Annotated in this window: 24 protein-coding genes; 17 read left to right on the top strand and 7 right to left on the bottom strand. The window is 46.9% G+C overall.

Annotated features, from left to right (window positions below; genetic code table 11):
* Positions 1 to 29: 29 nt before the first annotated feature.
* The 5 genes from HMPREF1548_RS28230 (at position 30) to hemL (ending at position 5571) form a co-directional block, all read left to right on the top strand.
* The gene (locus HMPREF1548_RS28230; protein WP_021640316.1) at positions 30 to 689 is read left to right on the top strand and encodes a precorrin-2 dehydrogenase/sirohydrochlorin ferrochelatase family protein; all 660 of its coding nucleotides are present in this window, start codon (positions 30 to 32) and stop codon (positions 687 to 689) included.
* The gene (gene hemC, locus HMPREF1548_RS28235; protein WP_021640317.1) at positions 686 to 1573 is read left to right on the top strand and encodes a hydroxymethylbilane synthase; all 888 of its coding nucleotides are present in this window, start codon (positions 686 to 688) and stop codon (positions 1571 to 1573) included. Before HMPREF1548_RS28230 ends, hemC begins: the two co-directional genes overlap by 4 nt.
* Positions 1573 to 3222, top strand: coding sequence for a uroporphyrinogen-III C-methyltransferase (cobA, locus tag HMPREF1548_RS28240; protein WP_021640318.1), 1650 nt, complete (start codon positions 1573 to 1575; stop codon positions 3220 to 3222). Before hemC ends, cobA begins: the two co-directional genes overlap by 1 nt.
* 94 nt (positions 3223 to 3316) lie before the next feature.
* Positions 3317 to 4291 carry a porphobilinogen synthase gene (gene hemB / locus HMPREF1548_RS28245; RefSeq protein ID WP_025487495.1) on the top strand — a complete coding sequence of 325 codons (975 nt, stop codon included), beginning with the start codon at positions 3317 to 3319 and terminating at the stop codon, positions 4289 to 4291.
* Positions 4264 to 5571: a glutamate-1-semialdehyde 2,1-aminomutase gene (gene hemL / locus HMPREF1548_RS28250; RefSeq protein WP_021640320.1), complete on the top strand. Its 1308-nt coding sequence runs from the start codon at positions 4264 to 4266 to the stop codon at positions 5569 to 5571. The genes hemB and hemL overlap by 28 nt, the downstream gene beginning before the upstream one ends.
* Before the next feature lie 163 nt (positions 5572 to 5734).
* On the opposite strand, the gene HMPREF1548_RS28255 is transcribed toward hemL, so the two are convergent.
* The 4 genes from HMPREF1548_RS28255 to HMPREF1548_RS29755 form a co-directional block, all read right to left on the bottom strand.
* Complete coding sequence (locus HMPREF1548_RS28255; protein ID WP_021640322.1) at positions 5735 to 6661, bottom strand: carbohydrate ABC transporter permease; 927 nt, start codon at positions 6659 to 6661, stop codon at positions 5735 to 5737.
* 12 nt (positions 6662 to 6673) lie between these two features.
* Positions 6674 to 7630, bottom strand: a complete 957-nt coding sequence (locus HMPREF1548_RS28260) for an ABC transporter permease (protein ID WP_021640323.1) — start codon at positions 7628 to 7630, stop codon at positions 6674 to 6676.
* A 198-nt stretch (positions 7631 to 7828) separates the two neighbouring features.
* Positions 7829 to 9592, bottom strand: coding sequence for an extracellular solute-binding protein (locus HMPREF1548_RS28265; protein WP_035324379.1), 1764 nt, complete (start codon positions 9590 to 9592; stop codon positions 7829 to 7831).
* 68 nt (positions 9593 to 9660) lie between these two features.
* Positions 9661 to 9831, bottom strand: coding sequence for a hypothetical protein (locus HMPREF1548_RS29755; RefSeq protein WP_021640326.1), 171 nt, complete (start codon positions 9829 to 9831; stop codon positions 9661 to 9663).
* 544 nt (positions 9832 to 10375) lie between these two features.
* Here HMPREF1548_RS29755 and HMPREF1548_RS28275 point away from each other — a divergent pair.
* The 3 genes from HMPREF1548_RS28275 (at position 10376) to HMPREF1548_RS28285 (ending at position 12640) form a co-directional block, all read left to right on the top strand.
* Positions 10376 to 10750 carry a helix-turn-helix domain-containing protein gene (locus HMPREF1548_RS28275; RefSeq protein ID WP_021640328.1) on the top strand — a complete coding sequence of 125 codons (375 nt, stop codon included), beginning with the start codon at positions 10376 to 10378 and terminating at the stop codon, positions 10748 to 10750.
* Between the two features lie 124 nt (positions 10751 to 10874).
* Entirely contained in the window at positions 10875 to 11246 is a 372-nt protein-coding gene (locus tag HMPREF1548_RS28280) for a helix-turn-helix domain-containing protein (protein ID WP_021640329.1), read from the top strand.
* Complete coding sequence (locus HMPREF1548_RS28285; protein ID WP_021640330.1) at positions 11243 to 12640, top strand: glycoside hydrolase family 43 protein; 1398 nt, start codon at positions 11243 to 11245, stop codon at positions 12638 to 12640. The genes HMPREF1548_RS28280 and HMPREF1548_RS28285 overlap by 4 nt, the downstream gene beginning before the upstream one ends.
* A 288-nt stretch (positions 12641 to 12928) precedes the next feature.
* Here the strand turns inward: HMPREF1548_RS28285 and HMPREF1548_RS28290 are convergent, their stop codons facing one another.
* Entirely contained in the window at positions 12929 to 14545 is a 1617-nt protein-coding gene (locus HMPREF1548_RS28290) for an APC family permease (protein ID WP_021640331.1), read from the bottom strand.
* Between the two features lie 277 nt (positions 14546 to 14822).
* Between HMPREF1548_RS28290 and HMPREF1548_RS28295 the strand changes: the two genes are divergently transcribed.
* From HMPREF1548_RS28295 to HMPREF1548_RS28305, 3 genes are read left to right on the top strand one after another with little or no spacing between them, the layout of a single operon-like run.
* The gene (locus tag HMPREF1548_RS28295) at positions 14823 to 16124 is read left to right on the top strand and encodes a GGDEF domain-containing protein (RefSeq protein ID WP_021640332.1); all 1302 of its coding nucleotides are present in this window, start codon (positions 14823 to 14825) and stop codon (positions 16122 to 16124) included.
* A complete protein-coding gene (locus HMPREF1548_RS28300) occupies positions 16121 to 17260 on the top strand; it encodes an aromatic amino acid transport family protein (RefSeq protein WP_021640333.1) in 1140 nt (379 codons plus the stop codon). The genes HMPREF1548_RS28295 and HMPREF1548_RS28300 overlap by 4 nt, the downstream gene beginning before the upstream one ends.
* A 1-nt stretch (position 17261) precedes the next feature.
* Positions 17262 to 18905 (top strand): amidohydrolase, encoded by a 1644-nt coding sequence (locus HMPREF1548_RS28305; protein ID WP_021640334.1) that lies wholly within the window; start codon positions 17262 to 17264, stop codon positions 18903 to 18905.
* Between the two features lie 66 nt (positions 18906 to 18971).
* Here HMPREF1548_RS28305 and HMPREF1548_RS28310 read toward each other — a convergent pair whose 3' ends face one another.
* On the bottom strand, positions 18972 to 19364 hold the full coding sequence (locus HMPREF1548_RS28310) for a desulfoferrodoxin family protein (protein WP_021640335.1): 393 nt from the start codon (positions 19362 to 19364) through the stop codon (positions 18972 to 18974).
* Positions 19365 to 20151: 787 nt separating this feature from the next.
* Here HMPREF1548_RS28310 and HMPREF1548_RS28320 point away from each other — a divergent pair.
* The 5 genes from HMPREF1548_RS28320 (at position 20152) to HMPREF1548_RS28345 (ending at position 23428) form a co-directional block, all read left to right on the top strand.
* Entirely contained in the window at positions 20152 to 20757 is a 606-nt protein-coding gene (locus HMPREF1548_RS28320) for an ATP-binding cassette domain-containing protein (protein ID WP_021640338.1), read from the top strand.
* On the top strand, positions 20672 to 21280 hold the full coding sequence (locus HMPREF1548_RS28325) for an ABC-2 family transporter protein (protein WP_083493078.1): 609 nt from the start codon (positions 20672 to 20674) through the stop codon (positions 21278 to 21280). The genes HMPREF1548_RS28320 and HMPREF1548_RS28325 overlap by 86 nt, the downstream gene beginning before the upstream one ends.
* A 399-nt stretch (positions 21281 to 21679) precedes the next feature.
* Positions 21680 to 22705, top strand: coding sequence for a CPBP family intramembrane glutamic endopeptidase (locus tag HMPREF1548_RS28335; RefSeq protein ID WP_021640342.1), 1026 nt, complete (start codon positions 21680 to 21682; stop codon positions 22703 to 22705).
* 23 nt (positions 22706 to 22728) lie between these two features.
* Complete coding sequence (locus HMPREF1548_RS28340; protein ID WP_025487479.1) at positions 22729 to 22947, top strand: helix-turn-helix transcriptional regulator; 219 nt, start codon at positions 22729 to 22731, stop codon at positions 22945 to 22947.
* Positions 22931 to 23428, top strand: a complete 498-nt coding sequence (locus HMPREF1548_RS28345) for a DUF6773 family protein (RefSeq protein WP_021640344.1) — start codon at positions 22931 to 22933, stop codon at positions 23426 to 23428. Before HMPREF1548_RS28340 ends, HMPREF1548_RS28345 begins: the two co-directional genes overlap by 17 nt.
* A gap of 43 nt (positions 23429 to 23471) precedes the next feature.
* On the opposite strand, the gene HMPREF1548_RS28350 is transcribed toward HMPREF1548_RS28345, so the two are convergent.
* Positions 23472 to 24284 (bottom strand): hypothetical protein, encoded by an 813-nt coding sequence (locus HMPREF1548_RS28350; RefSeq protein ID WP_021640345.1) that lies wholly within the window; start codon positions 24282 to 24284, stop codon positions 23472 to 23474.
* Positions 24285 to 24818: 534 nt separating this feature from the next.
* Between HMPREF1548_RS28350 and HMPREF1548_RS28355 the strand changes: the two genes are divergently transcribed.
* Positions 24819 to 25607 carry an SGNH/GDSL hydrolase family protein gene (locus HMPREF1548_RS28355; protein ID WP_035324408.1) on the top strand — a complete coding sequence of 263 codons (789 nt, stop codon included), beginning with the start codon at positions 24819 to 24821 and terminating at the stop codon, positions 25605 to 25607.
* Positions 25608 to 26077 lie beyond the last annotated feature (470 nt).

Raw genomic sequence — 26077 nt, forward strand, 5'->3', positions numbered from 1 at the left:
GTCGGTACTGACGGCAGAAGGAGGGAGCGATGGGGTATTTTCCGTTTTTTATGGAGATTGAAGATAAAAAAGGCGTTGTACTTGGAGGCGGACAGGTGGCAGCAAGGAAAGTGGAAAAGCTGCTTCCCTTTGGCCCACGCCTGATCTGCATCGCTCCGGTGATCTGTGGGCGTATTGAGAGTCTGGCGCAGGGGTCGGATCAGCTTACGCTCATATACAGGGAAGCTTGCAGGGAGGATATGGAAGGGGCATGCTTTGTTATTGCGGCAACAGACCGGGAAGACGTAAATGCCTGGGCGGCGCAGTGGTGCAGGGAAAGGCAGATACCTGTAAATGTGGTGGATGACAGGGAAAAATGTACCTTCTTTTTTCCTGCGCTTGTTCAGGAAGGAGCGCTTACCGTAGGTATTTCTTCAGACGGGAAATGTCCAGCCGCCGCTTCTTTTATAAGAAAAAAAGTGGAGAAGGAATTACCGGAGGGACTGGGGAATACCATAGAAATACTGGGAGGCCTGAGGGAACGGGTACTTTCGGAGGTTGTGGATCAAAAGGAACGTGCGGCGTGTCTGGAAAAGCTGTTTGTTTTCTGCAGGGAAAAGGCATTTCAGGTGAAGGAAGAACAAGTAGAAGCATATATGGATCAGCTTCTGGCGGAGCGGCGCGGATATTGGGCGGAGGAAAAGGAATGACAAAAATAAGAATCGGTACGCGGGGAAGTAAGCTTGCTCTGGTGCAGACCACGCTTGTGGCAGAGGCCCTGCGCGCCTGCTGGCCGGGAGTGGAGACGGAAACGGTAATTATAAAAACCAGGGGAGATAAGATTCTTGACAAACCGCTGGGTGAAATTGGTGATAAGGGATTATTTGTTTCTGAATTCGAAACCGCTCTGTTGGAAAAACGGATAGATCTGGCAGTACATAGCGCTAAAGATTTGCCTCAGCGCCTGGCAGAGGGACTTGAAATTCTGGCTGTGCCGGAACGGGCGGATGCCAGAGATGTCCTGGTGCAGGTTAAAAATAAGCTTCCGAAGGCGCCTGTCATTGGAACTGGAAGTCTCAGACGCAGACTGTATGTGGAAAAACTGTGGCCGGGTGCACAGGTGAAGCTGATCCGAGGAAACGTGGAAACGAGGCTTGCCAAACTGGCGAAGGGAGAGTATGACGGAATTATACTGGCTAAAGCCGGTTTGGACCGGTTAGGAATTATAGAACGGGAAAAAGAACATTTTGTTTTTCAGCCTCTTGATCCGGAAGTATTTCTTCCTGCGGCGTGTCAGGGAATTATTGCCGTAGAAGGCAGGGCGGACTGGGAGTATCGGGAAATGGTGGAGAAGCTCAGCCACAGGAAAACACTCCTGTCCTTTGAAACGGAAAGGAAGGTACTGGAAGTGCTGCAGGCGGACTGCAGCCAGCCTGCGGCGGCATACAGCGTAATTGAACCGGCCGGGATAGAAAAAGAAAAGATTCTTCTCACTGTAATGTACGGAGGGAAAGAAAGCCGGGGAGAATGGGGAGTGGAAGAGCGGTATGCCCTGGCCGATGTTCTTTCTGCCCAGGCGCGGGGGAATGTCTGATGGAAAAGAAACCAATGGGGAAAAAAACAATAGAAAAGAAATCAATAGAAAAAAAATCAATAGAAAAAAAAACAAAGGATAAGGAATTGGCAGATAATGTGCCGGCGGATAGAAAAACAGGGAAGGTAAGCCTGGTGGGCGCCGGATGCGGCGATCCGGAGCTGCTTACCTTAAAAGGTCTGAATTGTCTGCGGCAGTGTGACGCGGTTCTTTATGACAGTCTTGCCGCACAGGAGCTTCTGGAGCTGACTCCTGTCGGCTGTGAAAAGATAAATGTAGGAAAGCGTTACGGCGGAAAAGCCATGCCGCAGGAGGATATAAATGAACTTCTTGTGGAAAAGGCCAGGGAAGGAAAATATGTGGTGCGGCTCAAGGGCGGCGATCCTTATGTATTTGGAAGAGGCGGAGAGGAAATGCTGGTTCTCAAGGATGAGGGGATCCCATGTGAGGAGATACCAGGTATTACATCCGCGATTGCTGCTCCTGCAGCAGCGGGAATTCCTGTTACGCACAGGCAGTGCAGCAGAATGGTGACCATTCTTACCGCATCAGCCATAAACAGTGAAGGAAAAAAAGAAGCGCTGACACAGGTGGATTACAAAGCGCTGGCACAGCTTCAGGGAACGCTGGTGGTTCTGATGGGGATGCACCATCTGGAGGAACTGGCATTAAAGCTGATGGAAGCAGGAAAAAGTCCGGAGACTCCGGCTGCCGTAATTATGGAAGGGGCTACCATAAGGCAGAGGAGCGTCAGAGCCACTTTGGGTACGATAGCAAAGACAGCCGCAGAGGCCGGACTGAAACCTCCCGCAGTTATTGTGATAGGAGAAGTGGCAGCGCTGGATCTTATGCCGCAAGAACCCTCATTCTCATCAGGAGAATTGCAGGGACTGCATATCGGTGTTACGGGTACGGAAGGCTTTTCCGGCCGATTGGCGGCTGCCCTGCGGGAGAAAGGCGCCTGTGTAACAGACTGCGGTTTTCTGAAGGCGGTGTCAACGGAAAAGGAATTGCCGGATTTTGCTGAATTTGACTGGCTTTGTTTTACAAGTCCGAACGGTGTGATGCATTTTTTTGATAAGCTGCGGCAGGAACAAAGGGATTTGCGTACGCTTATGGGAATGAGGATTGCCGTTATCGGGCCCGGGACGGGAAAGAAGCTGGAGGAATATGGTTTTTATCCGGATATTTGTCCGGAGATTTTTGATGCGGAACACCTGGGAATTGCGCTTGCGGAGAAAACAGCTCCCTCTGAACGTATACTTTTGTGCCGGGCGGAAAAAGGAAGTCCTGCCCTGACTGAGCGGTTGTTACAAGCGGGGCGGGAATTTACTGATTTCGCTTTATATTCCCTAAGGATTGATCCGGAGAAACGGAAAAATGCGGTCAGGATGGCGGCGGAAACGGATTATCTGCTGTTTGGCAGCGCATCCGGTGTTGAAACATTTTTTGAAGGGCTGCGTGAAGAGGGGGTTTTGCTCCCTGAACGTGTAAAGCTTGCCTGTATTGGGGAAAGATGCGCAGCCAGGCTCAAAGAAATGGAATTGCAGAATCGGACTACAGGTGATACACTCGTTGCAGAGGAGTTTACAATAGAGGGACTGGTTCGCTGTGTATTGAAATCTGCAGCGGGCGGTCGAAATCCGTAAAAGCTTCTGTTAGATAAAGGTCAGGTTTAGCCAGTCAGCCTGACAATAGAAAGGAAAGATTGCCGCCGATCAGGGCGGCGGAATGGAGCAGGGTATGCAAAGATTCAGAAGACTTCGTAAAAATGAGACAATACGTTCCATGATGCGGGAAACAAGGCTGCATCCGGCGGACTTAATTTATCCGATATTTGTAATTGAGGGAGAAAACATTAAAAATCCGGTAGACTCTATGCCGGGTGTTTATCAGTACTCTATAGATCGGCTGAATGAAATTATGGACAAAGTGAAGGAGAGCGGAATTTCCGGCGTCCTTTTGTTTGGAATACCGGCCTGTAAAGACGAGATGGGGACACAGGCTTATGCAAAGGATGGTATTACCCAGCGTGCTGTTTCCTATATCAAGAAAAATTATCCTGAAATCTATTGCATCGTTGATGTATGTCTGTGTGAATATACCTCCCATGGCCATTGCGGCGTGGTCAGGGATGGGCAGATAATCAATGACGAAACACTTCCGTTGTTATGTCGGATGTCTGTGAGCCTTGCAGAAGCCGGAGCGGATATGATAGCGCCTTCGGATATGATGGACGGTCGTGTTGAAGCAATCAGGGATGCTTTGGATCTGAATGGTTTTGAAGGGATTCCGATTATGGCATACAGCGCCAAGTTTGCATCTGCTTATTATGGTCCGTTCAGGGATGCGGCTCATTCAGCGCCAGGCTTTGGGGACAGGAAGAGCTACCAGATGGATTTTGCCAATGGTCAGGAGGCTGTCAGGGAAATCGCTTCCGACATTGAGGAAGGTGCCGACATAGTAATGGTCAAACCTGGTCTGGCCTATCTGGATGTATTGAAGGAAGCGGCGCTGACCTTTGACATGCCCCTGGCGGTATACAATGTAAGCGGGGAATATTCTATGGTAAAGGCGGCTGCGGCAAACGGCTGGATTGACGAAAGACGCATTGTGACTGAGAACCTTACGGCAATGAAACGGGCCGGGGCTAAAGTTATTATCACCTACCATGCTTTGGATATGGCAGGATGGCTGGAAGAGGAAAGGCGGAAATAAAAGTGACAAGATCACAGGAATTGTTTGAGCGTGCATCAAAGCTGATGCCTGGAGGTGTTAACAGCCCGGTGCGGGCTTTCCGCAGTGTTGGGAGGACGCCCTTTTTTGTAGAGAAAGCCAAGGGCGCCTACTTGTACGATGCAGATGGAAACCGTTATCTGGACTATGTATGTTCCTGGGGGCCGGGAATTCTGGGACATGCTTATCCGTCTGTTATTGAAGCAGTACAGAAGGCGTGTGAAAACGGACTTACATTTGGAGCACCTACGGAAAAAGAAGTACTGCTTGCCGAACTGGTTCAGAAGTGTGTCCCATCCATGGAAATGATGAGACTTGTCAATTCCGGAACGGAAGCGGTTATGAGCGCTGTCCGTGTGGCCAGGGGATTCACCGGACGTGAAAAAATAATAAAATTTATCGGCTGCTATCATGGACATTCGGATGGGCTGCTTGTCAAAGCCGGCTCAGGACTGATGACCGGATCCATACCGGATAGCGCAGGAGTTCCTGCGGGTTATGCAGCGGCTACGTTATTGGCGGATTATAATGACAGGGAATCCGTGCGAAGACTGATGGAAGAGAATAGTGGAGAGGTTGCCTGCATAGTGGTGGAGCCGGTTGCGGCCAATATGGGGGTAGTTCCTCCGGAGGATGGATTCCTGGAATTTTTGAGAGATATCGCTGATGAGAATGGTTCGCTTCTTATTTTTGACGAGGTGATTACCGGGTTCCGTTTGGGGCTGGATGGTGCGCAGGGATATTATGGAGTGCGTCCGGATCTTTCTACCTTTGGGAAAATAGTAGGCGGAGGCATGCCGCTGGCTGCCTATGGCGGGCGCAGGGATGTTATGTCCTGCGTTGCACCCTGCGGCAGTGTATATCAGGCGGGCACATTATCAGGGAATCCGATTGCGGTAACTGCCGGAATCGAAACTTTGAAGATATTAATGGCGCATCCTGAAATTTACAATGAGATCGACAGAGCTGCGGCCCGGCTGGAAAAGGCATACCGAGACATTGGGCTTATGGTAAACCGTGTTGGTTCTCTGCTGTCTCCTTTTTTTACAGAAGAAAAAGTACGGGACTATAAGAGTGTGCTTACTGCTGATACGGCGGCCTTTGCTGAATATTTCAGCTGGATGCTGGAGCATGGAATATATGTAGCGCCGTCTCAGTTTGAGGCGATGTTTGTCTCTGCTGCACATACGGAAGGAATGATTGAGCAGACCTGTGAATGTGTCAGAGAATATGGCGAAAAGTTAAAGAGAAGATGTGAATAATTAAAATGTAAGAAAGTGTTCAGATAAAAAGTGGCCGGCGATTTCTGAGATAATGCCCTTGTAATAGAAACAGGAGGAAGATTGGAATGCTTCCCGGTAGCTGTGCAGATAATTATGCAACAGTTACTTTTCCTGTTTTATTACAGGGGCTTTTTGTATGTCTTTAACCTTTGATTGAACCGACAAATACACCTTTGACAAAGTATTTCTGGAGGAACGGATAGATACATAAAATGGGTGCGGTTACGATAACCGTAACACAATATTTTACCAGTTCACGATAAGCGGTAGCACCCTGGACACTGTTGATGGAAACGCCTCCGGCACTGCCTACGGAAGACATGGTGGAATCGTTCATTACCAGGATTTCCTTCAATAGCAGCTGGAGAGGGTACAGATCCCTGTCCTTGAGAAGCACCATCGCATTGAACCAGGAATTCCAGTTGCCTACCATATAATATAGGAATATAACTGCAAGAACCGGTTTGGACAGCGGCAGAATGACATTAGTCAGTATCTTGGCCTGAGATGCTCCATCGATAACAGCAGCCTCTTCCAAATCATAGGGAAGTGACTGGAAGCCGGTCCTTAATATAATCATGTTCCATGTATTAAGGGCGGTAGGCAGGACCATAGCAAGGACATTGTTGTAAAGCCCCAGGTTTTTCATCATAAGAAACCAGGGAATCAGTCCTCCGCCGAAAAACATAGTGATGGTAATAAAAATCATAATGGGACGCTTCAACAGTAATCCCTTTCTGGACAGAGTATATGCTCCCATAATAGTAAAAGCCATATTCAGCAAAGTACCCAGCCCGACGTATACAAAAGTATTCCGAAAACCAATTAATATGCTGTTATCCTTAAACACAAGCTGATATCCGCTTAATGTAAAGCCGATTGGCTTCAGAAGCAGCCCCTGATGTGCAATCAGTTCCGTAGGATTGCTTACTGATGCAAAAAGAACATGCAGCATAGGATAAAGGCAGATAATGGTCAGGAAGGTAAGAAAGGCATAATTCAGAATATTAAACAGGATGTTCGATGGTGTCCATTTACCCACCGAACGCTTTTGTTCTTTTGTTTTCACTTTGCAAACCTCCTAAAAGATGCTGATTTCCGAGTATTTAGCGGCAATTTTATTGGTCATCCACAGAAGGATAAAGTTAACGACAGAACTGATTAAGCCTACTGCTGTTGCAAAGCTGTAGCTGGCTTCCTGGAGTCCTCTTCTGTAAATATAGGATGCTATGACGTCGGAGGTTTCATACGTCAGTGAATTGTACAGCAGAATTATTTTCTCATGACCGGATGCCATCAAGCCTCCAACAGCAAATATAAACAATATAATGATGGTCGGGCTGATTTGAGGCAGGGTGATATGCCACATTTTCCGAAGACGTCCGGCACCGTCTATTTCTGCAGCTTCATAGAGCCCGGGATCAATGGAACTCATGGCGGACAGGTATATAATGCTGTCCCAGCCAATATTCTGCCAGATGCCGGAAAAAGTATAAATCGGCCGGAACATCTGGGCATAGCCGAGAAGGGATGAATGCTCTGTACCGGTAATCCAGTTGACAAGCTGGGTCAGGATGCCGCCTGACTGTGTAAAAATGTGTATCAGGCCGCAGATAACGATAAGGGAAATAAAGTGGGGCATATATGTTATGGTCTGGACGACTTTTTTGAACTTCATGGATTTTACTTCGTTTAGCAGCAGAGAAAGAAGAATAGGAGCTGTGAAACCGAAGCCCAGTCCCCATATGTTCAGCATAAAAGTGTTTTTTACGGTACGGAAGAAGTAAGGGCCGGTCAGGAATTCCCGGAAATGCTTCAGTCCTACCCATTTGCTGCCGGCAAAGCCCAGAAGCGGCTTATAGTCCTTGAAGGAAATCAGTATGCCCCACATGGGAGCGTAACAGAATACGAGATACCAGACAAGGACAGGAAGGATCAGAAGATAGGCAAAATAGTTTTTCCTGAAGTCCCTTTTCCATACAGCTCCGGTTAAACGGGGGCGCGTGGAACCGGAGAGGTTGTTTTTGACTGTTTTCATAAATGACTCCAATTCATTTGTGGCTTGGCAGAACAGCAGCCGGAAATAGTATGGCTGATAGCAGTTACAGCCTTTGACCGGCGGATATTCGGCACATCAAAATTCAGTTTAACAGCGCCGCCATGCACCCGAAGGTGCATGGTTTATATAGCGCGGTGCTCTCTGCTTAAAGCGGCAGAAGCTTAATGGTAAGTATTATTATCTTGCATTATACCGATCCAGCGCTGCCTGCCATATGTTGATAAACTCATCCATACCCTGCTGCCTGGCCTTTTCCAAAAATTCATCGTAAGCGTCTACAGGGAGCTGACCCATAATAATTTTAGAGAAATATTCGTTCCGCATAGTGGAAAGGACGGTACCGAGTTCCCCTTCACGTGAACTTTCCTCCGGGGTCAGAGTAACGGGAGGCATAGTGACAGAGGAATCCATATTTTCCGTCCAATACTGGCGGATGTCGCCTGAATAGCTTCCCTCAGAAGCCATAAGAGGGTTGGAATGATGTTCATCACGAATATCTGCAAAGTCATGAACACGGTATTTCCAAATCAGGTTGCTGAGAGGCTGTTTATCCGGATCGTTATACATGAGGCCGTCAGGATTGTAATAGGGCATGCCATTTTCATCAATCAGATGTATATCCCCATAGGTACCAAAATTGTAAACTTCCCAGCCTTTTTTTGTATAAGCAAAATCCAGAAAGGCCATAGCGGCCTCCACGTTTTTACACTGCGTTGTGATTGCCGCATTGGAGCCGGAACGCTTAAAGTTGCGGTAGGTCTGCTGAGATTTATCCCCTTTGTTCAGTACAGGATTCAGAGCTGCCACAAAATCAATATCATTGTCCTCTTTCCAATAGCCCCACATGGTATCCGGGGAATCCATCATAACTGCACAGTCGTCGGAAATTGCTTCTGCCATCCTCTGATTAAAATCGGCGGTGGCCCAGTCGGTATTGAGCAGACCTTCTTTATACCAGTTCTGCATGGTAGTAAGGTATTCTTTGGCTCCTTCCTGCGCAGGCCCCCAGCCAACTTTTCCATTTTCATCTACAAAATTCCAGTCCCAGACGCCATAGGCACCGTTAATAATTCCGGTGAAAATCTGGCCATAAGAGGAACCGTAATTGAGCGGCTGGGAATAACCGGCATCTTTACAGGCTACAAGGAAATCATGCAGTTCATCTACAGTTTCAGGAATGGGGAGGCCGGTTTTATCAAGGGCTTCCTGCTTAATCAGAAGACCGAACCAGCACCATTCATTATATGGGGCAATACCATATACAGCACCGATGGTACCTTCATCAGAGACGGTGGTTTTCCGGCGTTCTTCGTCTGAATTCCTCCAGGCTGAGTAATTGGGCATATATTCGTCGATCAGGTCTGTCAGATCAAGGTATGCGCCGTCATTTACTCCGGCCATAACGCCGCCTGTATAACGGCTGGCATCTACAATGATGTCCGGTAAATCACCGCTGGCAATCATGAGATTAAAATCTGTGGTTTCTTCTCCCAGAGTCGGGACAATAAAATTGAGCTTGATTCCGGTCAGTTCTTCTACCTGTTTGAAGACCCGCTGGTCATTCAGGTCGGGACACACGGAAGCTAGAATAGAATTGCTGGGCATCCAGATATCCAGAGTGACATCTTCCTTATAGGGATAAGCGGAGTAGTCATTCGGGATTACCTCTTCAAAAACATCTCCGAGATAGGTATCATTCAGTGTGGTATTGACCTTTTGGATTTCGTCCTCGGTGGGTGTTTTGTTGCCGCGCAGGGAAGTGAGATCTTCCTGCCCTTCGGTTCCGGCAGAATTGTCTGCGGATTCTGTGCCGGACGCTCCGCTGTCGGTGCCGGCTGTTTCTGCTTCTGCAGATGCGGTTGTGTCTGCATTGCCGCATCCGGGCAGCGCTGAAACAACGAGAGCACAGGCAAGAAGCAGGCTTACAAGTTTCTTTTTCATAGTGTTTCCTCCTTTAATGTATGGAACTTTTGTTGTATGGAGTAATAAGGGAACTATCCCTCTTTCCATCATGGTTCGACGTTGGAGCCGGACGGTTCGCAGAGGTGTTTTTCAGCAGCGGATCGCGCACCTTTTTCCGCAGCTTCCGCCACTCTCACCAAAGTCATGAAGTAAGCCTGATTTTCGGGTGACAGGCGTTTGAGAATGTCTGTGGCCTCTTTCACAATCGTTGCGTTCATATGTATCACCTCTCTATTAAATTTGTGATGAAAGAATAACACTAAATTTATATAAAGTCAAGTTAATTTATTAATTTTGTGATATTTGAGCTGGAAACATGTCTGATGGATATTTTACTTCCGGGAGAGATTCCGCTCTTCCGTTTCATGCTTACTCTGTCTTGCGGTAAGCAGGCCGGAGGCGGACTTAATGCTTCCGAAAACAGAAAATCCGCATTGTATTCAGGCAGCAGGAGAATACAGGTTTTTCTGAATTCGGGATATGTAAAATCTGTGATACCATTCAGCTTATTCTGAATAGTTTTTTCACTGACTCCGAGAAACTGTGCGTACTGTCTCAGGGAGATTCCTTTTTGATACAGAACTGTCTTCAGGTTTGTAAACATGGGAACTGCTCCTTTCTACCCTTAAGGGTAAGATTTTATACTATTATATACCCTTAAACGTAATTAAGCAAGCTATAATTTACGATTAAGGGTAATTATCTGCTTGCGTTTTCCTCCAGGACATGATAGAATGCCATCGTGGACGGAGGTGACCTGGGTTGGATTTCCTGGAAAAACTGGATTATTTGATGGAAGAGAATCATTTGAATAAAAATACATTATCGAAAGCCTGTAATATTCCGTATACAACTATCGACGGTTGGTACAAAAAAGGCTATGAGGGGCTGAAGCTGACTTCTTTGAAGAAGCTGTCAGGTTTTTTCGGAGTTCCTCTTGATTTCTGGGCGAATGATGATACTCTCAAGTGCGGCGGATCAGAAGTAAAGCAGAAGGTTATTATGCAGATTGAAAAGATGAGCGAGGAGGAAGCAAGGGCGGTTCTGGCTTTTATACATTCTCTTGGAGAAGTGGAGCGTATTTATGGCAGTGAGAAGAATGACTTAACGGATATTATGGAAATGACAGGAATATGAATCCGCTGCGGGGCGATTATATAAAGACAAGCGGGTGAGCCGGAATGCAGCCTGAATTTTATAGCTTGCCTTTTTATGATGTTTGTGATAAATTAATATTACGTCAGCGTACAGGGGGTATTTTATGATTCACCGTTTAAAAGAGGTGCGGAAGGAATTGGGCTTCAATCAGACGGATTTTGCAAAACATCTGGGAATAACTCAGACAGCCTATTCTATGATAGAAAACGGCAACCGCCCTTTAGCAGATAAGTATGTTAAAGTAATATGTTCAGCCTTTAATGTAAATGAAAACTGGTTTATTACCGGTGAGGGCGAGATGTTTCTCTCGTCACCGTATGAGAAGGAATTTATAGATATTTTCAGCCGTCTTGCCCCGGAGACCCAGCAGTATCTTCTTCTTATGGCAAAAGAACTGCTGAAGACCCAGGAGAGGCTGCTTGAATCCAAGGACAAACAGCAGGCTGGCGGAAACGGGGGAGGAGATTTGGAATGAAAGGATGTGCCGGAGAAGGATTTGCACTCAGAAAGGCTGTCAGAGGCTGTTTCTCCAATGATTTGGGGATTCATGGAATCGGAGACCCCTTTGTTCTGAAAACGCAGGATGGAAGCTATTATTTATACTGTACCTCAGCACCGGACGGATTTTATTGCTGGAGGTCAGAGGATCTGGTACATTGGACAGACAGGAAAATGTGTTATACACGTAGCAGCGGCAGCTGGGGTGTTGACAGCTTCTGGGCGCCGGAGGTGGTATACTTTGGCGGAAGATATTATATGTATTATACCGCGAGGAATGCGGCGGGAAGCCTTAGAATCGGGCTGGCAATTTCGGACAGGCCGGATGGTCCGTTTCTGGATAAACGGAATGAACCCTTCTTTGACTTCGGCTATGCAGCGATTGACGCCAATGTCCTGATAGATGAAGATGGTTCCAAATATTTGTATTATTCCAGAGACTGCTCCGAAAATACGGGCGAGGATGGCATTCGCAGAAGCGAGATATATGGGATCAGGCTGCGGGAGGATATGCTTGCTACAGACGGTGAAGCGGTACGGCTTTTGACGCCGGAGCAGGCATGGGAGCTGGAATCAGGGAATCCGCTTTGGAATGAAGGCCCGGAAATGATAAAGCATGGTGGCCGTTACTATCTGACGTATTCCGGCAACTGTTTTGCCGGTTCTGCCTATTCAGTGGGATATGCAGTGGCCTCTGAACCGCTTGGCCCTTTTGTAAAAGCGGAGGAAAATCCGGTTTTAACTTCCCAAGACAGAAAAGATGTATCAGGAACCGGTCATCATAGCTTTACCTGGTCGCCGGATGGTACGGAGCTATGGGCAGCCTATCATTCCCATACCTTTCCCGACAGGCCTGATGGCAACAGGAAGGTTAATATCGACCGTGCCGGTTTTACAGAAAAGGGAAGGCTTTACATAAATGGGCCGTTGACAGCTTTCCAGCCGATGCCTTCAGGAGCCGGAACGGTGAATGTCACAGGGAAGTTCAGCGCGGAGACGGCAGGAAGGGATGCCGGGTTTCTGGTGGACGGATGTATTTCGGTATATGGGAATGATGAGGGGATGGAACAGGAAATACCGGCGGCAGAAGGAAGTGTAACCGTCATATTAACCGCATCGGAACCGGTGGAGTTGAACAGGATTGCAGTATTCCCAGGCCAGGCCGGATTCGGAGCCATTTCATCTTTAAAGATTGTCCTTGACAATGAGTTATCATCGAAAGAGTATGTAATCTGCGATGAAGATACAGTACCGCTTATTTTGGATTTCCCGGCACATTCGGCGAAGAGAATAGAAGTATTGTTCAGCTTGAGGGAAGGCGAAATGAGTATAGGGCTTTCGGAAATTATGTTAATAAGAGAAGAAGGATAAGACTGTATGGCTGCGTACAAAGACAGAACAAAAGGGATGTAAATTATCAAGGGAATGGCTGCAGTGCTTCAGTGGATATTAAGTCGATGCAGACGGATGAAGAACGAATGAGGTAAGTATTTTAACAGAAGATGCGTACCTCATCGTTTTTTGAATAAATATATGAATGATTATACATGGAGCATAAGATTATTTCAAGCAGTCAGTTTATAGTTCTATTTAATTGTAGGGAAAAGAAAAAATGGTACAGAATTCCTGGAAAAATAAGGTCTGGCCTTGCGGCCAGCCCTACTTGTCTCCGGTAGCTTCCTGATAGGCCTTTGATGCCGGTTGTGACCAGGAGGTTTTGTTGCCGGCGGTTACTTTACCGGTTTTCCGGTCAACCGCATAAAAGTTGTCAATTTCCGTATTCCATTCACCGCCGTCCAATGTGGTGTATTCATTATAACAAACGAATAACTGACATTTGCCATTGGTCGAAATCCGATCATAAACCGCAGTTTTTCTGACATGCAGCTTCTGCTCGCCGTTTTCCGTTTCCCATTCACTGAGAATTGCATAAAAATTTCCTTTTGCATTATAGGTACATTCGTAGGCATAGCCTTCCGGAGCAAAGACTGCTGCGTAGAGTTTATCAAAAGCACCTTCGGGAGTGAGCAGACCGTCACTGTCAACAGAAGAAGCAGTCCATTCGGTGGAAGCTGTTTCAGCTGATACGTGTTTCTGAGAGGTGTCACTACGGTCCATTGATTCTTCCTGCGTGTCCTGAGTTATCGATTCTTCCTGCCCGTTCTGGGTTAGAAGTTCTTCCTGCGTTTCCTGCACTGTCTGATCTTCCCATTTCTCTTGCGCTGTCTGGTCATACTGTCTCATGGCATCCTTCAGCATGTGTTCGATGATTTCCGGAAGCTCCGCTCTTTGCTGCTGGTGAATGAGAGGAGGAGAGTCAGGGCCGCCGAAGGTCAGCTCAATGCTGCCGCTGTTTTCCAGGCTGCTTCCATATTTCCCATATTCTATAAAAAGGGAGAATTCATGCAGTACATAGAAAGGATCCTCCAGCAGATTTGATATTATTCCGGCAGCATCCATAGCACATGATGAAATGTCCCAATCGCCGCGACAGGACAGGGTAAGAGCTCCTGTCATGCCGATGACAGGGCCGGTCTGTGAGAAAAGAGTGCGCTGTGGGAAATACTGCAGGGCATATTTTTGTGCCTTCAGGTATGTTCTGACTTCCGTATAATCGTCGTAGTAGGAATGCGGAGCATCCCATTCCGCCGCCGCATGAAATACAAGCTCAGGATTGTCGGCAGGAACGGCCTGATACAGCGTGACGGGCCGGGTGGAATCTATTTTATTTGTAATGGCTTTTTCTGAGAGGATAAATGTTGTATCATAGCGGGTGTTCAGAACAGAACGAACCACAGGTTCATCGTCAAAGGCATATTCTTTTCTGAAAATCGGTCCTATAGGCTTATAATAGCTGATAATTTTTTCAGAATTATAACCGGAGGAATATCTGGTAACCTGAATTACATCACTGGAAAGCCTGACTTCTTTTTCTCTGCCCTCAGGATTCAAAAGGATAAAAAAGAGCATGGCAGCCAGTGTATAAATAACGCCTGCCAGAAGCAATACGGCTATGCCTGCCCGCGCCAGGATTTTCCGGGTGTTTACAGTTTCACACTCCAGGATGCCAAACAGCCTGCAGAGGCAGAACAGTTCCAGCGAAAGGGGAAGGCCTGCCGCCGCCAATATCCAAGATGAAGTGCTGAGCCAGCCGCGCAGGGAGAGGCCTGTGCTGTGTGCCAGCCAGCCCAGGGAAAAACAGGAGACTGTCAGGATAATACAGGCAAGCAAAAATATAAGTGTTATTTTTCGGAAGGTAATGTTTTTATTTTTCATGGCCACATTATATCACAAATTGCAGAGACGTTGTCATGAAAGTAAATAACAGAAGCTTAATTTGGAAGTAACTCAGTTTAACAGAAACTCAGTTTAACAGAAACTCAGCCCATCAGAAGGTGTATAATGCTATTGTACCGGAAGGGCTGCGATAATTTAGGGGAATTAAGAGGTACACACCATTTTTTATTGTGATGGCAGTGGGGATTTGTTATACTATTCAAATAATGCAGGTGGGTAAAGGTTATAGTAAAGCAGGAGAATGAGGAGAACTTCCATGATGATAGACAGACTGAAACAGACCTTAAAACCGATACTTTCAACGGAACAGAAGGAGCGTTTTGCAGAATATTACACTAACAGAACTTATCGTGTGGAAATAGCCGTGGCGGTATTTATTGCCGTGATGCAGGCGTGTATGATGGTGGTATTTTTATTTCGGGAGGGAGGTCCCTTTGCTTTTCCCAGAAGGAGCGGGTATTTCAGCCTGTACACGGCCCTGCTTGCGGTGACGCTTGTGTTTCTGGCGATTTTTGTCAGATGGGTTAAAAAGAAAAAGTACGGAGCCATTGCAGGACTGAGAATGCTATATGTCGTGATATTGTGCTTATGGTGTATTGGTATTACGGTGTTGGATCAGATGGGAGGCAACACAATCGGCGTGTATTGTTATCTGATTCCCACGATAGCGGCAATTATGCTTATGAGCCCGGTAGAAAGTATAACTCTGTTTGGCGTAAGCTGGCTTATTATTGTGCTGCTTCTGGTTTTTACCGGGCTGAATGCGGAGAATCTGTTTTCCAATCTGATTAACGGCAGCTTCGTAACGCTGCTTTCAATTTTTATTTCAATTCGTTATAACCTGAGCATGAAAACAGGGTTCCGTGATCGTGAGATTATTGCCATGCAGTATGAAAAAATTCAGAAGGCAAATGAGCTTCTGCAGCAAATGGCTTTTACAGATCGGCTGACAGGCCTTCAGAACAGGCGCAGCCTGATGGAGCGGATATTTGGGAGCTTTGAGAAATACCACAGAGAGAAACGTCGGGCGGAAGTTGTAATGGTTGATATTGACTACTTCAAACAGTATAACGATTCTTACGGACACCTGCAGGGGGATGACTGCCTTAAAAAGATTGCGGATATTCTGGAGCGGTTTGCCGGGGCAGAAGGCGCTGAGGCTGTCCGGTTCGGCGGGGAGGAATTTCTGCTGGTGCGTGTGGAGGATGTCATGGAGGCTCAGCCATTAGAAATAAATAAAACGGGGACTTCTGATAACATGGCTTTCAATGATATGGCCTCCGATGATATGGCGGAAAGATTGTTAAAAGAAATCAGAGAAGCCAATATTCTCAGATCCGATAATGGACAGACACAGGTGACGGTCAGCCTGGGTGTATGGAAGGGGAACCTTTCTCAGATTGACAAGGTGGAAACTATCATATCCTATGCGGATCAAGCTTTGTATTGTGCCAAGCATGCGGGGCGGAACCGAATTTACAGATATGGGCAGCGGCAGGAAATGCTGGAAACAGGGGCGGACACAGCCGGGAGCTGTAAGGAAAGGATATACGGATGAATAAAAAACAACTGACGGTAGCAGAGAGTGCCTGTATCATTACCGGGTACGGAATCGGCGGAGGCGTGATGGCCATGCCTTATCTGGCGCAAAAAAACGGAGTTGTGGTGAGCCTGCTCATATTGGCGGCGGCCTTCGGAGCCAGCTTTGTCCTTCATGTGATGATAGCCGAGCTTGCGGTAAAAAGCGGTGGAGGTTCCCAGATTATTGAGGTGTTTTCCCGGTATCTGTTTCAGGGAAAATACCAGAAGGTGTTGACTGCAGGTTTTTTTGTCATTATGGCGTTGGTGCTGTTTACCAATCTGGCGGCTTATATTTCAGGGGCGGCGGAAATTATCAGCGAGCTTCTGGGGATTTCCCTGTGGCTTTCACGGCTTCTGTTTTATGCTGCCGCGGCAAGTGTGGTGCTTTTTGGGCTGAAGGCGGTGGGAATCAGCGAAAAGCTTGCAGTGACGGTGATTTTTTTGCTGGTGGGCGTACTTGCTTTCTTTTCCCTTGCGCATATAAACAATCCGCTTCCGGTAAGAGCGGGAAGGGTGACGGAGGGGCTTGCCTATTTTGGAATGGCGATGTTTGCCTTTTCCGCATTTTTTTCGGTCCCACAGGCGGTAGCCGGACTGGGCGGAGATGGGAAAAAGGTGAAAAAGGCCGTATTTTTAGGGTTGATGAATAACTTTGTATTGATTGTTGTCATTTCCGTGTGCGCCCTGCTTTCCTCTGTGCAGGTGACGGAGGTTGCCATGATTGGGTGGAGCCAGGGAATTGGCAGCTGGGCAGAGATTGTTGGTTCTCTTTTTACCATCCTGGCTATGCTGACGACCTACTGGTCCATTTCGCTGGCGCTATCGGACATTGTGGAGGAACAGTTGAAGCTTTCACGCAGAATCTGCTGGGTTATTGCGACGCTGCCATCGCTTTTGATGACCTTTGCAGGTCTGGGCGGTTTTATGGAGTTTATGCGTCTGGCCGGGGGGCTGATTGCGATTTTGATAGCGCTGCTTGTGGTTCCGGCCTACCGAAAGGCGTCCCGGGAGCCGGGGAATTCCCTTTTGGGGAAATGGGGCGGCGCCGGGATGCAGATAATGATTATGCTGGCCTATTTTTTAATGGCTGTGGGAAATGTGGTGACGATTTAGAATGAAGATATTTTATTACGGCGGTACGGTGCATACCATGCGTCTGCATGTGGAAGAAACCTTTACGTCCATGGGAACGGACGGGGACAGGATATGCTATCTGGGAAACGGCGGCCCGGAAACGGAAGAGGGCTATGACCAATATATCAGCCTTGAGGGAATGCATGTGTTTCCGGCGCTGACGGATTCCCATGTCCATCTGCTTTATACAATGATCCTGGCGGCCTCCAGTTTTAATATCTGTGAGATAACCTCGGAAGGGATTGCGCCGGACTGCATGGCAGGGGTGGAACAGAAAATACGCGCCTACTGTAGCGCACATCCGAAGCAGAAAATAATTGTGGCAAATCAGTATATCCTTTCCGCAATGAAGGAAAAAAGACTGCCCAGCCGGCAGGAGCTGGATGAATGGACCGGCGGAAGGTGCATGATTATTTATAATATTGACGGGCACAGCAGCAGTATTTCCACGGCCTTGATGAAGAAGCTGAAGCTTCCTGAGCAGGGTTCGGACGGCCGTTTTTTCGGCGAAGCCCATGAGTTTATGCAGGGGAAGGTGACGAACCTGATAGCGGCATCGGTGACACCCTCTGTGCTGGCCGCTGGCATTGCCAATTTTTCCAACCTGTGCGCGCATTACGGAATCAGCCGGGTATGCGCCATGGACGGAAATGGGGATGTGAAGCATGACTTTCTCACCAGGCTGCTGGCGTTTGTGGCATCCCGGATGGATATTGACGTGCGACTATTCCCTCAGTATATGGAGCTGGAGAGGGCGGAAAAATATCACAGGCTGCAAAAGTTTCCCCGGGCAGGCGGCTGCGGAAGCTGGGAGCTGGATGGTTCCGTAGGCTCCCACAGCGCGGCTTTCTATGTGCCGTTTATTGATAATGGGGAAAAGGGACACTGCTACTATAAGGATGATTTTATTCTGGGAAAGGTGCGGGGGGCGCATGAAAAGGGGATTCAGTTGTCCAGCCATGCCATTGGGGAGGCGGCCATTGATCAGATTGTGGATTGCTATGAGAAGGTGTTAGGACTGGGTGACGGCCGGGATGGCGGAGAGGAAGAAGGGGAAAAAAGGAAAAGCAAACCTATGCCCCGTATTGATCATTTTGAATTTCCTTCCTCCTCGGCAGTGGAAAAAATCAAGCATCTGCCGGTGGCGCTGACGGTTCAGCCGGGATTTTCCTGGATGGACAAGCGCTATCTGAAGAGCTATGAGCAGTTTCTGCCAAAGGAAAAGGTGAGGCAGCAGATTCCGTTAAGAGAGCTGATAGAAGCCGGCGTGTGTATCTGCGGATCCAGCGATTCTCCGGTACAGTCCATGAATCCTTATGAACAGATGCTGGGGATGGTGGAATTTTATCTGCCGGGGCAGTCCCTGACTCCCTTTCAGGCTCTTCGAACCTATACGGCGGAGCCGGCGAGAATGTTGGGCGAAGAGATGGAAAGCGGAACGCTGGAGGTGGGAAAGAAGGCGGATTTCTTTGTCACAGGAAAGGATTTCTGCCGGGCGGAGCCGGAGGAAATCGGGGAGTTTTACGCGGAATATCTGGTGAAGGACGGCCGTCGGTATGTGGAGAAGAAGGGAACCATCCGGGAACTGGTGAAAATGCTGTTGAGGCGGCCGAAAAAGATATAATAACACAGGTATACTTGTCCATGTGTGTATGAAAAGTATACCTGTGTTTATTAGACCTTTTGATTTTTAGATTTCCGTCTTCCAGAACCCATGCAGATTACAATAAGCATAAGCCGCCTTCACCGAGTCCCCGTCCTCCAGTGTAAAATGGGCTACCGGTTCGCAATCGGGAGTCAGACAGATCCGCATGGTGCATCCGGCTTTTGTTACAAGGCACACCCAGCCGATGCTGTGTTCCTCAGTCATGGGATGAAAAATACTTCCCACCTTCACCGTAACGTGCCGGCCGTCGATTTCCACCACAGGCAGATGCTTTTCTGCAGCGCCCTCAGAGGTGTTAGGGGTCAGTAGTTCAAAAGGCTTGCAGGTATCCGGAACGGCTGCATTGGGAACGCCGGTCACTGCCTCCAGAATAACGGTATGATTTTTATCGGTTAAAAAAACAGGATCCTTACTCATATGATTCCTCCAGTCAAGTTATGGTATTTTTTGTATAGTATTCCGGAAATATCCGGATTTTATTCACTACAGATTCCATTGGATAGTGGCAGTACATGGTCTGGGGACAGGATAAGCTGAATCAAAATCGGATTGCGGTAACAGTTCGGATGACAGAGCATAACAGGAAACTAAAGAAAGCATTGACAGTCCGCTTTTGTCTGTCTATAATTTAGTTGTTGTATCAGAACACAGATACAGTACATAGCCGGATGGCTTAATATTAAAAAAGTGAGGTAAGTGCATGCGTGTGTTAAGTAAGGAGATTGCAACTGCATAGTTGAAAAAGGGACAGCAGGCTGGTTTTCCGGCTCTTTTTGTACCCTTTTACCGGTCATTTACCCGGTATCTGCCTTACTAAATACTTCATACACTTCTAATAGAAGTCTGGTTATTGGAAACAGACGGTTTAAGAAGCATGACGTAGCAGGTCATGTTTTTTTATTTCCTCAGGCTGCGGCCCGGATGGACGCATTTGTCCGTCCTGCTGTATGGCTCTGCCTGCCTGGAATAATTCCGCAGTTTTTCCATTTCAGAGTCCAGGGATTGCCTGTCAGGCCCCCGAAGCAGTATGTCCGTATCAGGGCAGATGTTTCGGGGGCTTATTTTAGTTTCAGTCAGGTATTGAGAAAAAAAGAAAGGAGCATAACTGTTCAGCCGGGAGACGTATTTGCTGCATCTGTCAGTGAAAAGGAAGCAGTCATGTGATTATAGGAACACTGGACAGTTACAAAGGAGTTAAATCAGAATGAATGTAATTGAAACAAATCAGTTAACAAAAACATATAGGCGATTCAGGAAGCAGGAGGGCATTCTGGGTAGTGTCAAGGGGCTGTTTCATAGGGATTATGAAGAAAAACAGGCGGTCAGCCAGATGGATCTTTCCGTACGCGGAGGAGAATTCGTCGGCCTGATAGGTCCAAACGGTGCGGGGAAAACCACGCTTGTCAAAATGCTTACCGGAATCATTGCGCCCACCTCCGGTGAAATCAGTGTTTTAGGCTATTATCCCAATAAACTGGAAAACGACTTCAAAAGGCAGTATGCGGTGGTTATGGGACAGAAGAGCCAGCTGTTTTTTGAACTGACTGCGGAGGATACTCTGCACCTGTTCCGGCAAATTTATGGACTCTCCGATAAGGAATATCGCTATAACAGGGATTATTTTGTGGAGCTGTTCGGCGTAAAGGAACTCATGGATGTGCAGGTGAGAACTCTGTCCTTAGGAGAAAGGATGAAAATGGAGCTGATCGTGGGGAAAGGGGGAGATGGTTATTTTTATCGGAACCTTTTCTCTGGTAAATGCGGTGAATATGGTGGTTTATTTTTTCGGAGTGAACGGTATTTCAGGTAAAATCAGAAATGGAGATATCGATTTGTACCTTACCAAGCCGGTAAGCCCGCTGTTGCGGCTCAGTTTTGAACAGGTGAATCCGGGTTCGCTTCCGTTGGTGGCTTTGAGTGTGTGCATTTTATGGTACGGCGTCCGGATCTGCGGGTTGAGAGTGTCAGCGGGGCATGTCCTGGGCTATTTAGTTTGGGTGACATTAATGATTGTGCTCTGGTATGAGATGGAGGTAATTATCCGATCCCTTACTTTTTTCCTGGTTTCCACAGTCAACATAACCAGGCTGGAGGATGCGGGAATCGATCTGTGCATGAAAATACCCGGTGTTGTTTTCCGGGGAATTTACAAGCTTCTGTTTTATGTGATTCTTCCCTATGGCATTGTGGCGACTTTTCCTACAATGTACTTAAGCGGTGACGGGACCTTGAAAATGTGGCTCTATGGAATCGCTGTGGTCACGGCTTTCGGGGGAATTACCGCTTTTTTGTGGAAAACAGGGCTGAAACAGTATAATAGTGTGAGCTCTTAGTCGTTTGTGCGGAATATGTGTATGACAGGTGTATATTCTACAGGGAGGTGCCACTTGTCAGGAATGATTTGTTTGTAACTGTTTTATGGATGATTTTTATCAAAAAACAGGCCGCGCTGTAGTTATAGTTAACCGGAAAAAATGAAAGAAGATTCAATTTATGGGAAGCAGCAGAACCGTATATGTCTGCTCTGTAATATTCACTTGAATGTAAAGTGAAAATGATAAAATGTAAAATATAATTGACATTAAGAACAGTATAGTATATTATATGCAATATAAGAGAAATACCTTCCCATAAAAGTGCAGCGTTGAAAACCACCGGGGAAGGTCAGGAAAAGCGCTTCCGGTTTAACATCTTCCGGCGGCACTACATAATGAGTAGAGGAGGAGTTATTTATGCAGACAAATTGGACTGCTGTAGAAAAAAAACAGCTATGGATCTTTGTTGCAGTTGCATTTGGTATGCCCGTATTGATGGGAATTCTTATGGGTATCAGTTTTTACAGGGGGAATGATGTTTCCGTATTTCCCAACGCCCAGATGTATTATCCGGCGGCAGGCGTTATGATTGCTGTCCTGCTTACCCGGAAAAAAGAAGAGAAGGTGCCCATAAAGTTCTTTACCGGCTTCCTGGTTTTGACGGCAGTTATGGCAGGATGCGCTGTGGCCAGCCTGTTTAAGCCGGAAATTCAGTTAGCATTAATCAGTCAGTATATTATAATTTTAGGAAGCATTGTTTTATGGCTTCTGCTTTGGCTGGATAAGAAGGAGGTCAGAAGAAAGTACGGGCTGAGCCTGGGAGACGGACAGAAAAGAAGGCCCTGGCTTTATATTCTGATTTTCCTGGGATTATATTTCCTCCGGATTTTTTTAAGCTATTTATTTGAAGGCGAACCGGGGATGTTTTTTGAAATGTTTAAGAGTCCCTATACATGGCTTAATCTTTTGGTTCTGCCCCTTAATTTCTTCCTGGTATACACTGCATTTTTCGGAGAGGAGTACGGATGGCGGGGCTTTTTCCAGCCGATGCTGCAGAAACGGTTCGGAAAGCGCGCAGGCGTTCTGCTGCTGGGTATTTTCTGGGGCTTCTGGCACCTGCCTATCAACCTGTTTTTCTACAGCCCCCAGACCTGGCTGCAGAGCATTGTCTGCCAGCTGATAACCTGTGTCGGAATCGCTATATTCTTTGGCTATGCACAGATGAAGACCTGCAATATCTGGGTTGCGGTTATTATGCATTATCTGAACAATAACCTGGTTGCCGTTATCGCAGGGAGCGCGGATGTCATCAGCGGACAGGTGATTGCGTGGAGAGATGTGCTTATTCTTCTTATTTTGAATTGTATTTTGTTTGTTCCGTTTATTTTTACCAAAATATATGGAAAACAGGAGCAGAGCGCCGGGGAAGAGAAGCTGCAGTAGCACCGGAAAAAGGAGGCTGGCTGGTGAAAAACAAAAGAATGAAAATTGCGCGTATCGAAAAAGATTTTTCCCAGGAGCAGCTGGCTGACGCCGTAGGAGTGACCAGGCAGACCATAGGAATGATTGAGGCGGGAAAATTCAATCCATCCCTGCAGCTGTGCATCAGCATATGCAGGGCACTTGGGAAAACGCTGGATGACCTGTTCTGGGAGGAGGAGAGCGAAGATGAAAAAAATAGATGAAAGACAGCATATTGATCTGTTAAAATCTGAGCAGGCCGCCTTCTGGGCGATGTGGCTCATCCTGCTGATATCCATCATTGTACAGAGTTACATTCTGGAACGGGATGTCCGGGAATACGCATGGGAGCTGGCTGCATTTATAACAGGCTGCATTGTTTCCATTTTCGGAACCACGAGAAAAGGAATCTGGGACACCTGGCTGAAGCCCTGTATGAAGAATTATTTCCTGGCAAGCCTGGCGGGGACAGTTGTTTTTACTGTGATTTTTGTGATTGGCAGATACCGGAATAATGAAGTTTTCCGGGAAGATGTTATGGGAACGCTGGTGCCGGCCACGATCATTTTTGCCGCAGCGCAGTTTGTTATGATTTTTACGGTTATGGCGTTGACTGGTGTTTATTCAAAACACCGGGAACAGAAAATGCTGGATGCACTGGAAAAAGAAATGGGAGATGAAATGGAGGATGAGGCTCAGGATTAGGCTGACAAGGGCAGCTTTGACGGCGAATCGAGTTGACTCCCCGTTAAAGTCCCTGTAAATAGCAGTTCCAGAGTGCAAAGAAGATTTCACGCCTGGACTCATTTGAAGAATCTCTGCCGGTAAGCGCATTGTAGGTGAGCGCTGCACGGCAGAGATTTTCTGCTGTCCTGCGTCCTGCGGGTTCCGTTTTATCAAAAAGAAATGCGAAGGCTTCCGTATCGGTGTTTTGATAGGCCGGGACTTCACCATAGCCGTATCTGTGGATATTGGTTCCGTATTTCGCATCCCGCATTTCCATCTGCAGAACCAGCCCTTCCATAATCAGCATGTGGGCAAGATGATCCGCAATCAGATAATCCCTGCGCAGAAGCTTTCCCAATGCCTGCACGGCAATGAACCAGAAAGCGTCGCAGGGGGAAGGACAGGGTGCATTTTCACAGGCTGACAGAGGAGGGACATTTTCATTCCATTGAATTTCAAATATGATATCCGCACGATACCCGGTGGCAAGGCAGAGGCGTACTGTCTCCACCGCTTCTTCCTGTATTTCACAGGCATTTCCCTGGATGGAGAGGCCGAGAATTCCATCTGTCAGTCCCATGAGGGACAGAAGGGTATGGCTCAGCGGTTTTGCCAGGCTGCGCAGTGAAGGATGGACTGCAATCCGGACCTTAAAATCCACATCGCTGAGTATGTCATGCCAGGAAGCATCAATAGCTGACAAAACAGCCTGGGAATCATCGGGGGATGCGGGAGAAATTCCTTTAATGGAAACCGAATCAAAGCCTGGCAGCGCAAAAAGCGCTTTCAGGATCTCGACGGTTTGAAGCTGCATAGTCTGTCTGCTGATTTGCATGTTGGATTTCCTTTCTTTTGTGGAGGATATGTTTTTCAGGAATATTTTTCAGGTATATTTTGGGGCGGCGTGAAAAAATGCAGCAGAGATTCAAGCGTAAATGAAGGAACGTTTCTTTTGTATTATTATACCATAATGGAAGCAGCTGTACATAGGCTGTGTCTAAATTGTATTTTTAAACTGAGCAGAGTAACGGTTCAACTCTTTCAGTTATTGCCATAATCCATCCTGAAGCGCCTTCGAAGATGAATTTTGGTACTTCTGAATTATTTTCTTACGGTCAGTGCAGTAAATGTGCTGACCTGCGAATAGTTATAAAATAAATTTCAATTAACAGTGGCAGTGGATGAAGGGATATGATAAAGTGTCAGCAGAAAGAGAAATAAAATTGTGTAAATAATAAATCTGTTTGTATTTGCAGGTGGTTTTAACGGGACAGCGGCAGGGGATATGATGCCGGTGTTTCAGTCAAAATCGGATTTTGAAATCATAAGAATAAGAAGGGCGTTCTCACGCCCGGGAAATGAGGGTTATATGAAAAAAGAAATCAAATGGTGCGCCATCGGTGATTCCTTCACTTACTTAAACGACCATCTGGATGAAACTGCATACCGGGTGAAGGAAGGGTATCTGACGCGGACATGCGGATATTTTGACAATTTGTCAGTTATAAACATTGGAATGAATGGTTCTTCCACGCCCGATTGGATCAGGATAGAGCTGCCGGAAGCGGATCTGTATACGGTTCTTCTTGGTACCAACGACTGGCACGGCGGCGTACCGTTGGGGAAACGAGAGGATTTCAGATTGAAAAAGGAAGGCACTATTCTTGGTAACCTGGGGCTTTTAATATCCCATATCCGGGAAAAATCACCGGAAGCAGAGTTGTTGGTAATGAATCCTGTGGAACGGGGTGATTTTGTCTATATTTTGGATCCTCTGAACAATGCCCATGGCAGCTATCTGCCGGATCAGGGACAGTGGCTGGCTGATATTGCTGAGGCCATTTATGAAACCTGCTGTGAGGAAGGGATACCTGCGCTGAATCTGCATGATCTTTCAGGTTTTACGCCGGAAAATGTGGTACGCTTTAAGCGGGTAAAAACGCCTGGCGGCTACCGGAATCTTCCTTATCCGGAATATACAAAATTTCCGGTCTGTTTTGATGAGGATGAATATCCCTATCCGCCGGAAGCCGCTGACTTTACATATGATGGGCTTCATCCTTCTGATAAGGGCAATGCAGTCATTGCCTCTTTGCTTGCGGCCAGGCTGAAAATGCTGATGGGAGACAGGCTGCAGGCAGTGGAAACTAATTATTGAGATATGGCGGGGAGAGCAGAGCTGCCGCAGAGGTGGTTTTACTGCGGGTATTTGTGGAATGGGGCAGTGGCTGCGGAGATAAATATATTTGTAATTAATGAAATTATAAACCGTTTAGAATGATGTATTTTTATAATTCAGTGTGTATAAATGGTGAAAAATTCTGCTAGTGTGTGGATAGCTGGGAATTTTTGCAGGTAAGATTGGGGAAAATGGGTAGTGAGGATCTGAAACTTAAGCGGCTAAGGTGCTTTATAGGGAAAATGAGAGTTAGTGCGAATATGAAGTGCACATGAAATCCCCGGGGGATTCGCACCTGGAAAAGACTATGTTTTGTTTGAATATGGATTTAAAATTGAATAAAAGTAAGCTGGGTTAGTTTTTTATGTGTGGAATGTATAGAGAAATGGTGATAGAATGATTAGTAGTTGTTTAGTTTTGCTGTCTCGGTCTTGCGACCGAGTGGATTG

Source organism: Clostridium sp. KLE 1755, assembly GCF_000466465.2.
In the GTDB taxonomy this organism is placed as follows: domain Bacteria; phylum Bacillota; class Clostridia; order Lachnospirales; family Lachnospiraceae; genus Eisenbergiella; species Eisenbergiella porci.

Coding starts and splice junctions, on each gene's coding strand:
- HMPREF1548_RS28230 (WP_021640316.1), top strand. CDS start 30: ATGGGGTATTTTCCGTTTTTTATGGAGATTGAAGATAAAAAAGGCGTT.
- hemC (WP_021640317.1), top strand. CDS start 686: ATGACAAAAATAAGAATCGGTACGCGGGGAAGTAAGCTTGCTCTGGTG.
- cobA (WP_021640318.1), top strand. CDS start 1,573: ATGGAAAAGAAACCAATGGGGAAAAAAACAATAGAAAAGAAATCAATA.
- hemB (WP_025487495.1), top strand. CDS start 3,317: ATGCAAAGATTCAGAAGACTTCGTAAAAATGAGACAATACGTTCCATG.
- hemL (WP_021640320.1), top strand. CDS start 4,264: ATGGCTGGAAGAGGAAAGGCGGAAATAAAAGTGACAAGATCACAGGAA.
- HMPREF1548_RS28260 (WP_021640323.1), bottom strand. CDS start 7,630: ATGAAAACAGTCAAAAACAACCTCTCCGGTTCCACGCGCCCCCGTTTA.
- HMPREF1548_RS28265 (WP_035324379.1), bottom strand. CDS start 9,592: ATGAAAAAGAAACTTGTAAGCCTGCTTCTTGCCTGTGCTCTCGTTGTT.
- HMPREF1548_RS29755 (WP_021640326.1), bottom strand. CDS start 9,831: ATGAACGCAACGATTGTGAAAGAGGCCACAGACATTCTCAAACGCCTG.
- HMPREF1548_RS28280 (WP_021640329.1), top strand. CDS start 10,875: ATGATTCACCGTTTAAAAGAGGTGCGGAAGGAATTGGGCTTCAATCAG.
- HMPREF1548_RS28285 (WP_021640330.1), top strand. CDS start 11,243: ATGAAAGGATGTGCCGGAGAAGGATTTGCACTCAGAAAGGCTGTCAGA.
- HMPREF1548_RS28290 (WP_021640331.1), bottom strand. CDS start 14,545: ATGAAAAATAAAAACATTACCTTCCGAAAAATAACACTTATATTTTTG.
- HMPREF1548_RS28295 (WP_021640332.1), top strand. CDS start 14,823: ATGATGATAGACAGACTGAAACAGACCTTAAAACCGATACTTTCAACG.
- HMPREF1548_RS28300 (WP_021640333.1), top strand. CDS start 16,121: ATGAATAAAAAACAACTGACGGTAGCAGAGAGTGCCTGTATCATTACC.
- HMPREF1548_RS28305 (WP_021640334.1), top strand. CDS start 17,262: ATGAAGATATTTTATTACGGCGGTACGGTGCATACCATGCGTCTGCAT.
- HMPREF1548_RS28310 (WP_021640335.1), bottom strand. CDS start 19,364: ATGAGTAAGGATCCTGTTTTTTTAACCGATAAAAATCATACCGTTATT.
- HMPREF1548_RS28320 (WP_021640338.1), top strand. CDS start 20,152: ATGAATGTAATTGAAACAAATCAGTTAACAAAAACATATAGGCGATTC.
- HMPREF1548_RS28325 (WP_083493078.1), top strand. CDS start 20,672: ATGGTTATTTTTATCGGAACCTTTTCTCTGGTAAATGCGGTGAATATG.
- HMPREF1548_RS28335 (WP_021640342.1), top strand. CDS start 21,680: ATGCAGACAAATTGGACTGCTGTAGAAAAAAAACAGCTATGGATCTTT.
- HMPREF1548_RS28345 (WP_021640344.1), top strand. CDS start 22,931: ATGAAAAAAATAGATGAAAGACAGCATATTGATCTGTTAAAATCTGAG.
- HMPREF1548_RS28350 (WP_021640345.1), bottom strand. CDS start 24,284: ATGCAAATCAGCAGACAGACTATGCAGCTTCAAACCGTCGAGATCCTG.
- HMPREF1548_RS28355 (WP_035324408.1), top strand. CDS start 24,819: ATGAAAAAAGAAATCAAATGGTGCGCCATCGGTGATTCCTTCACTTAC.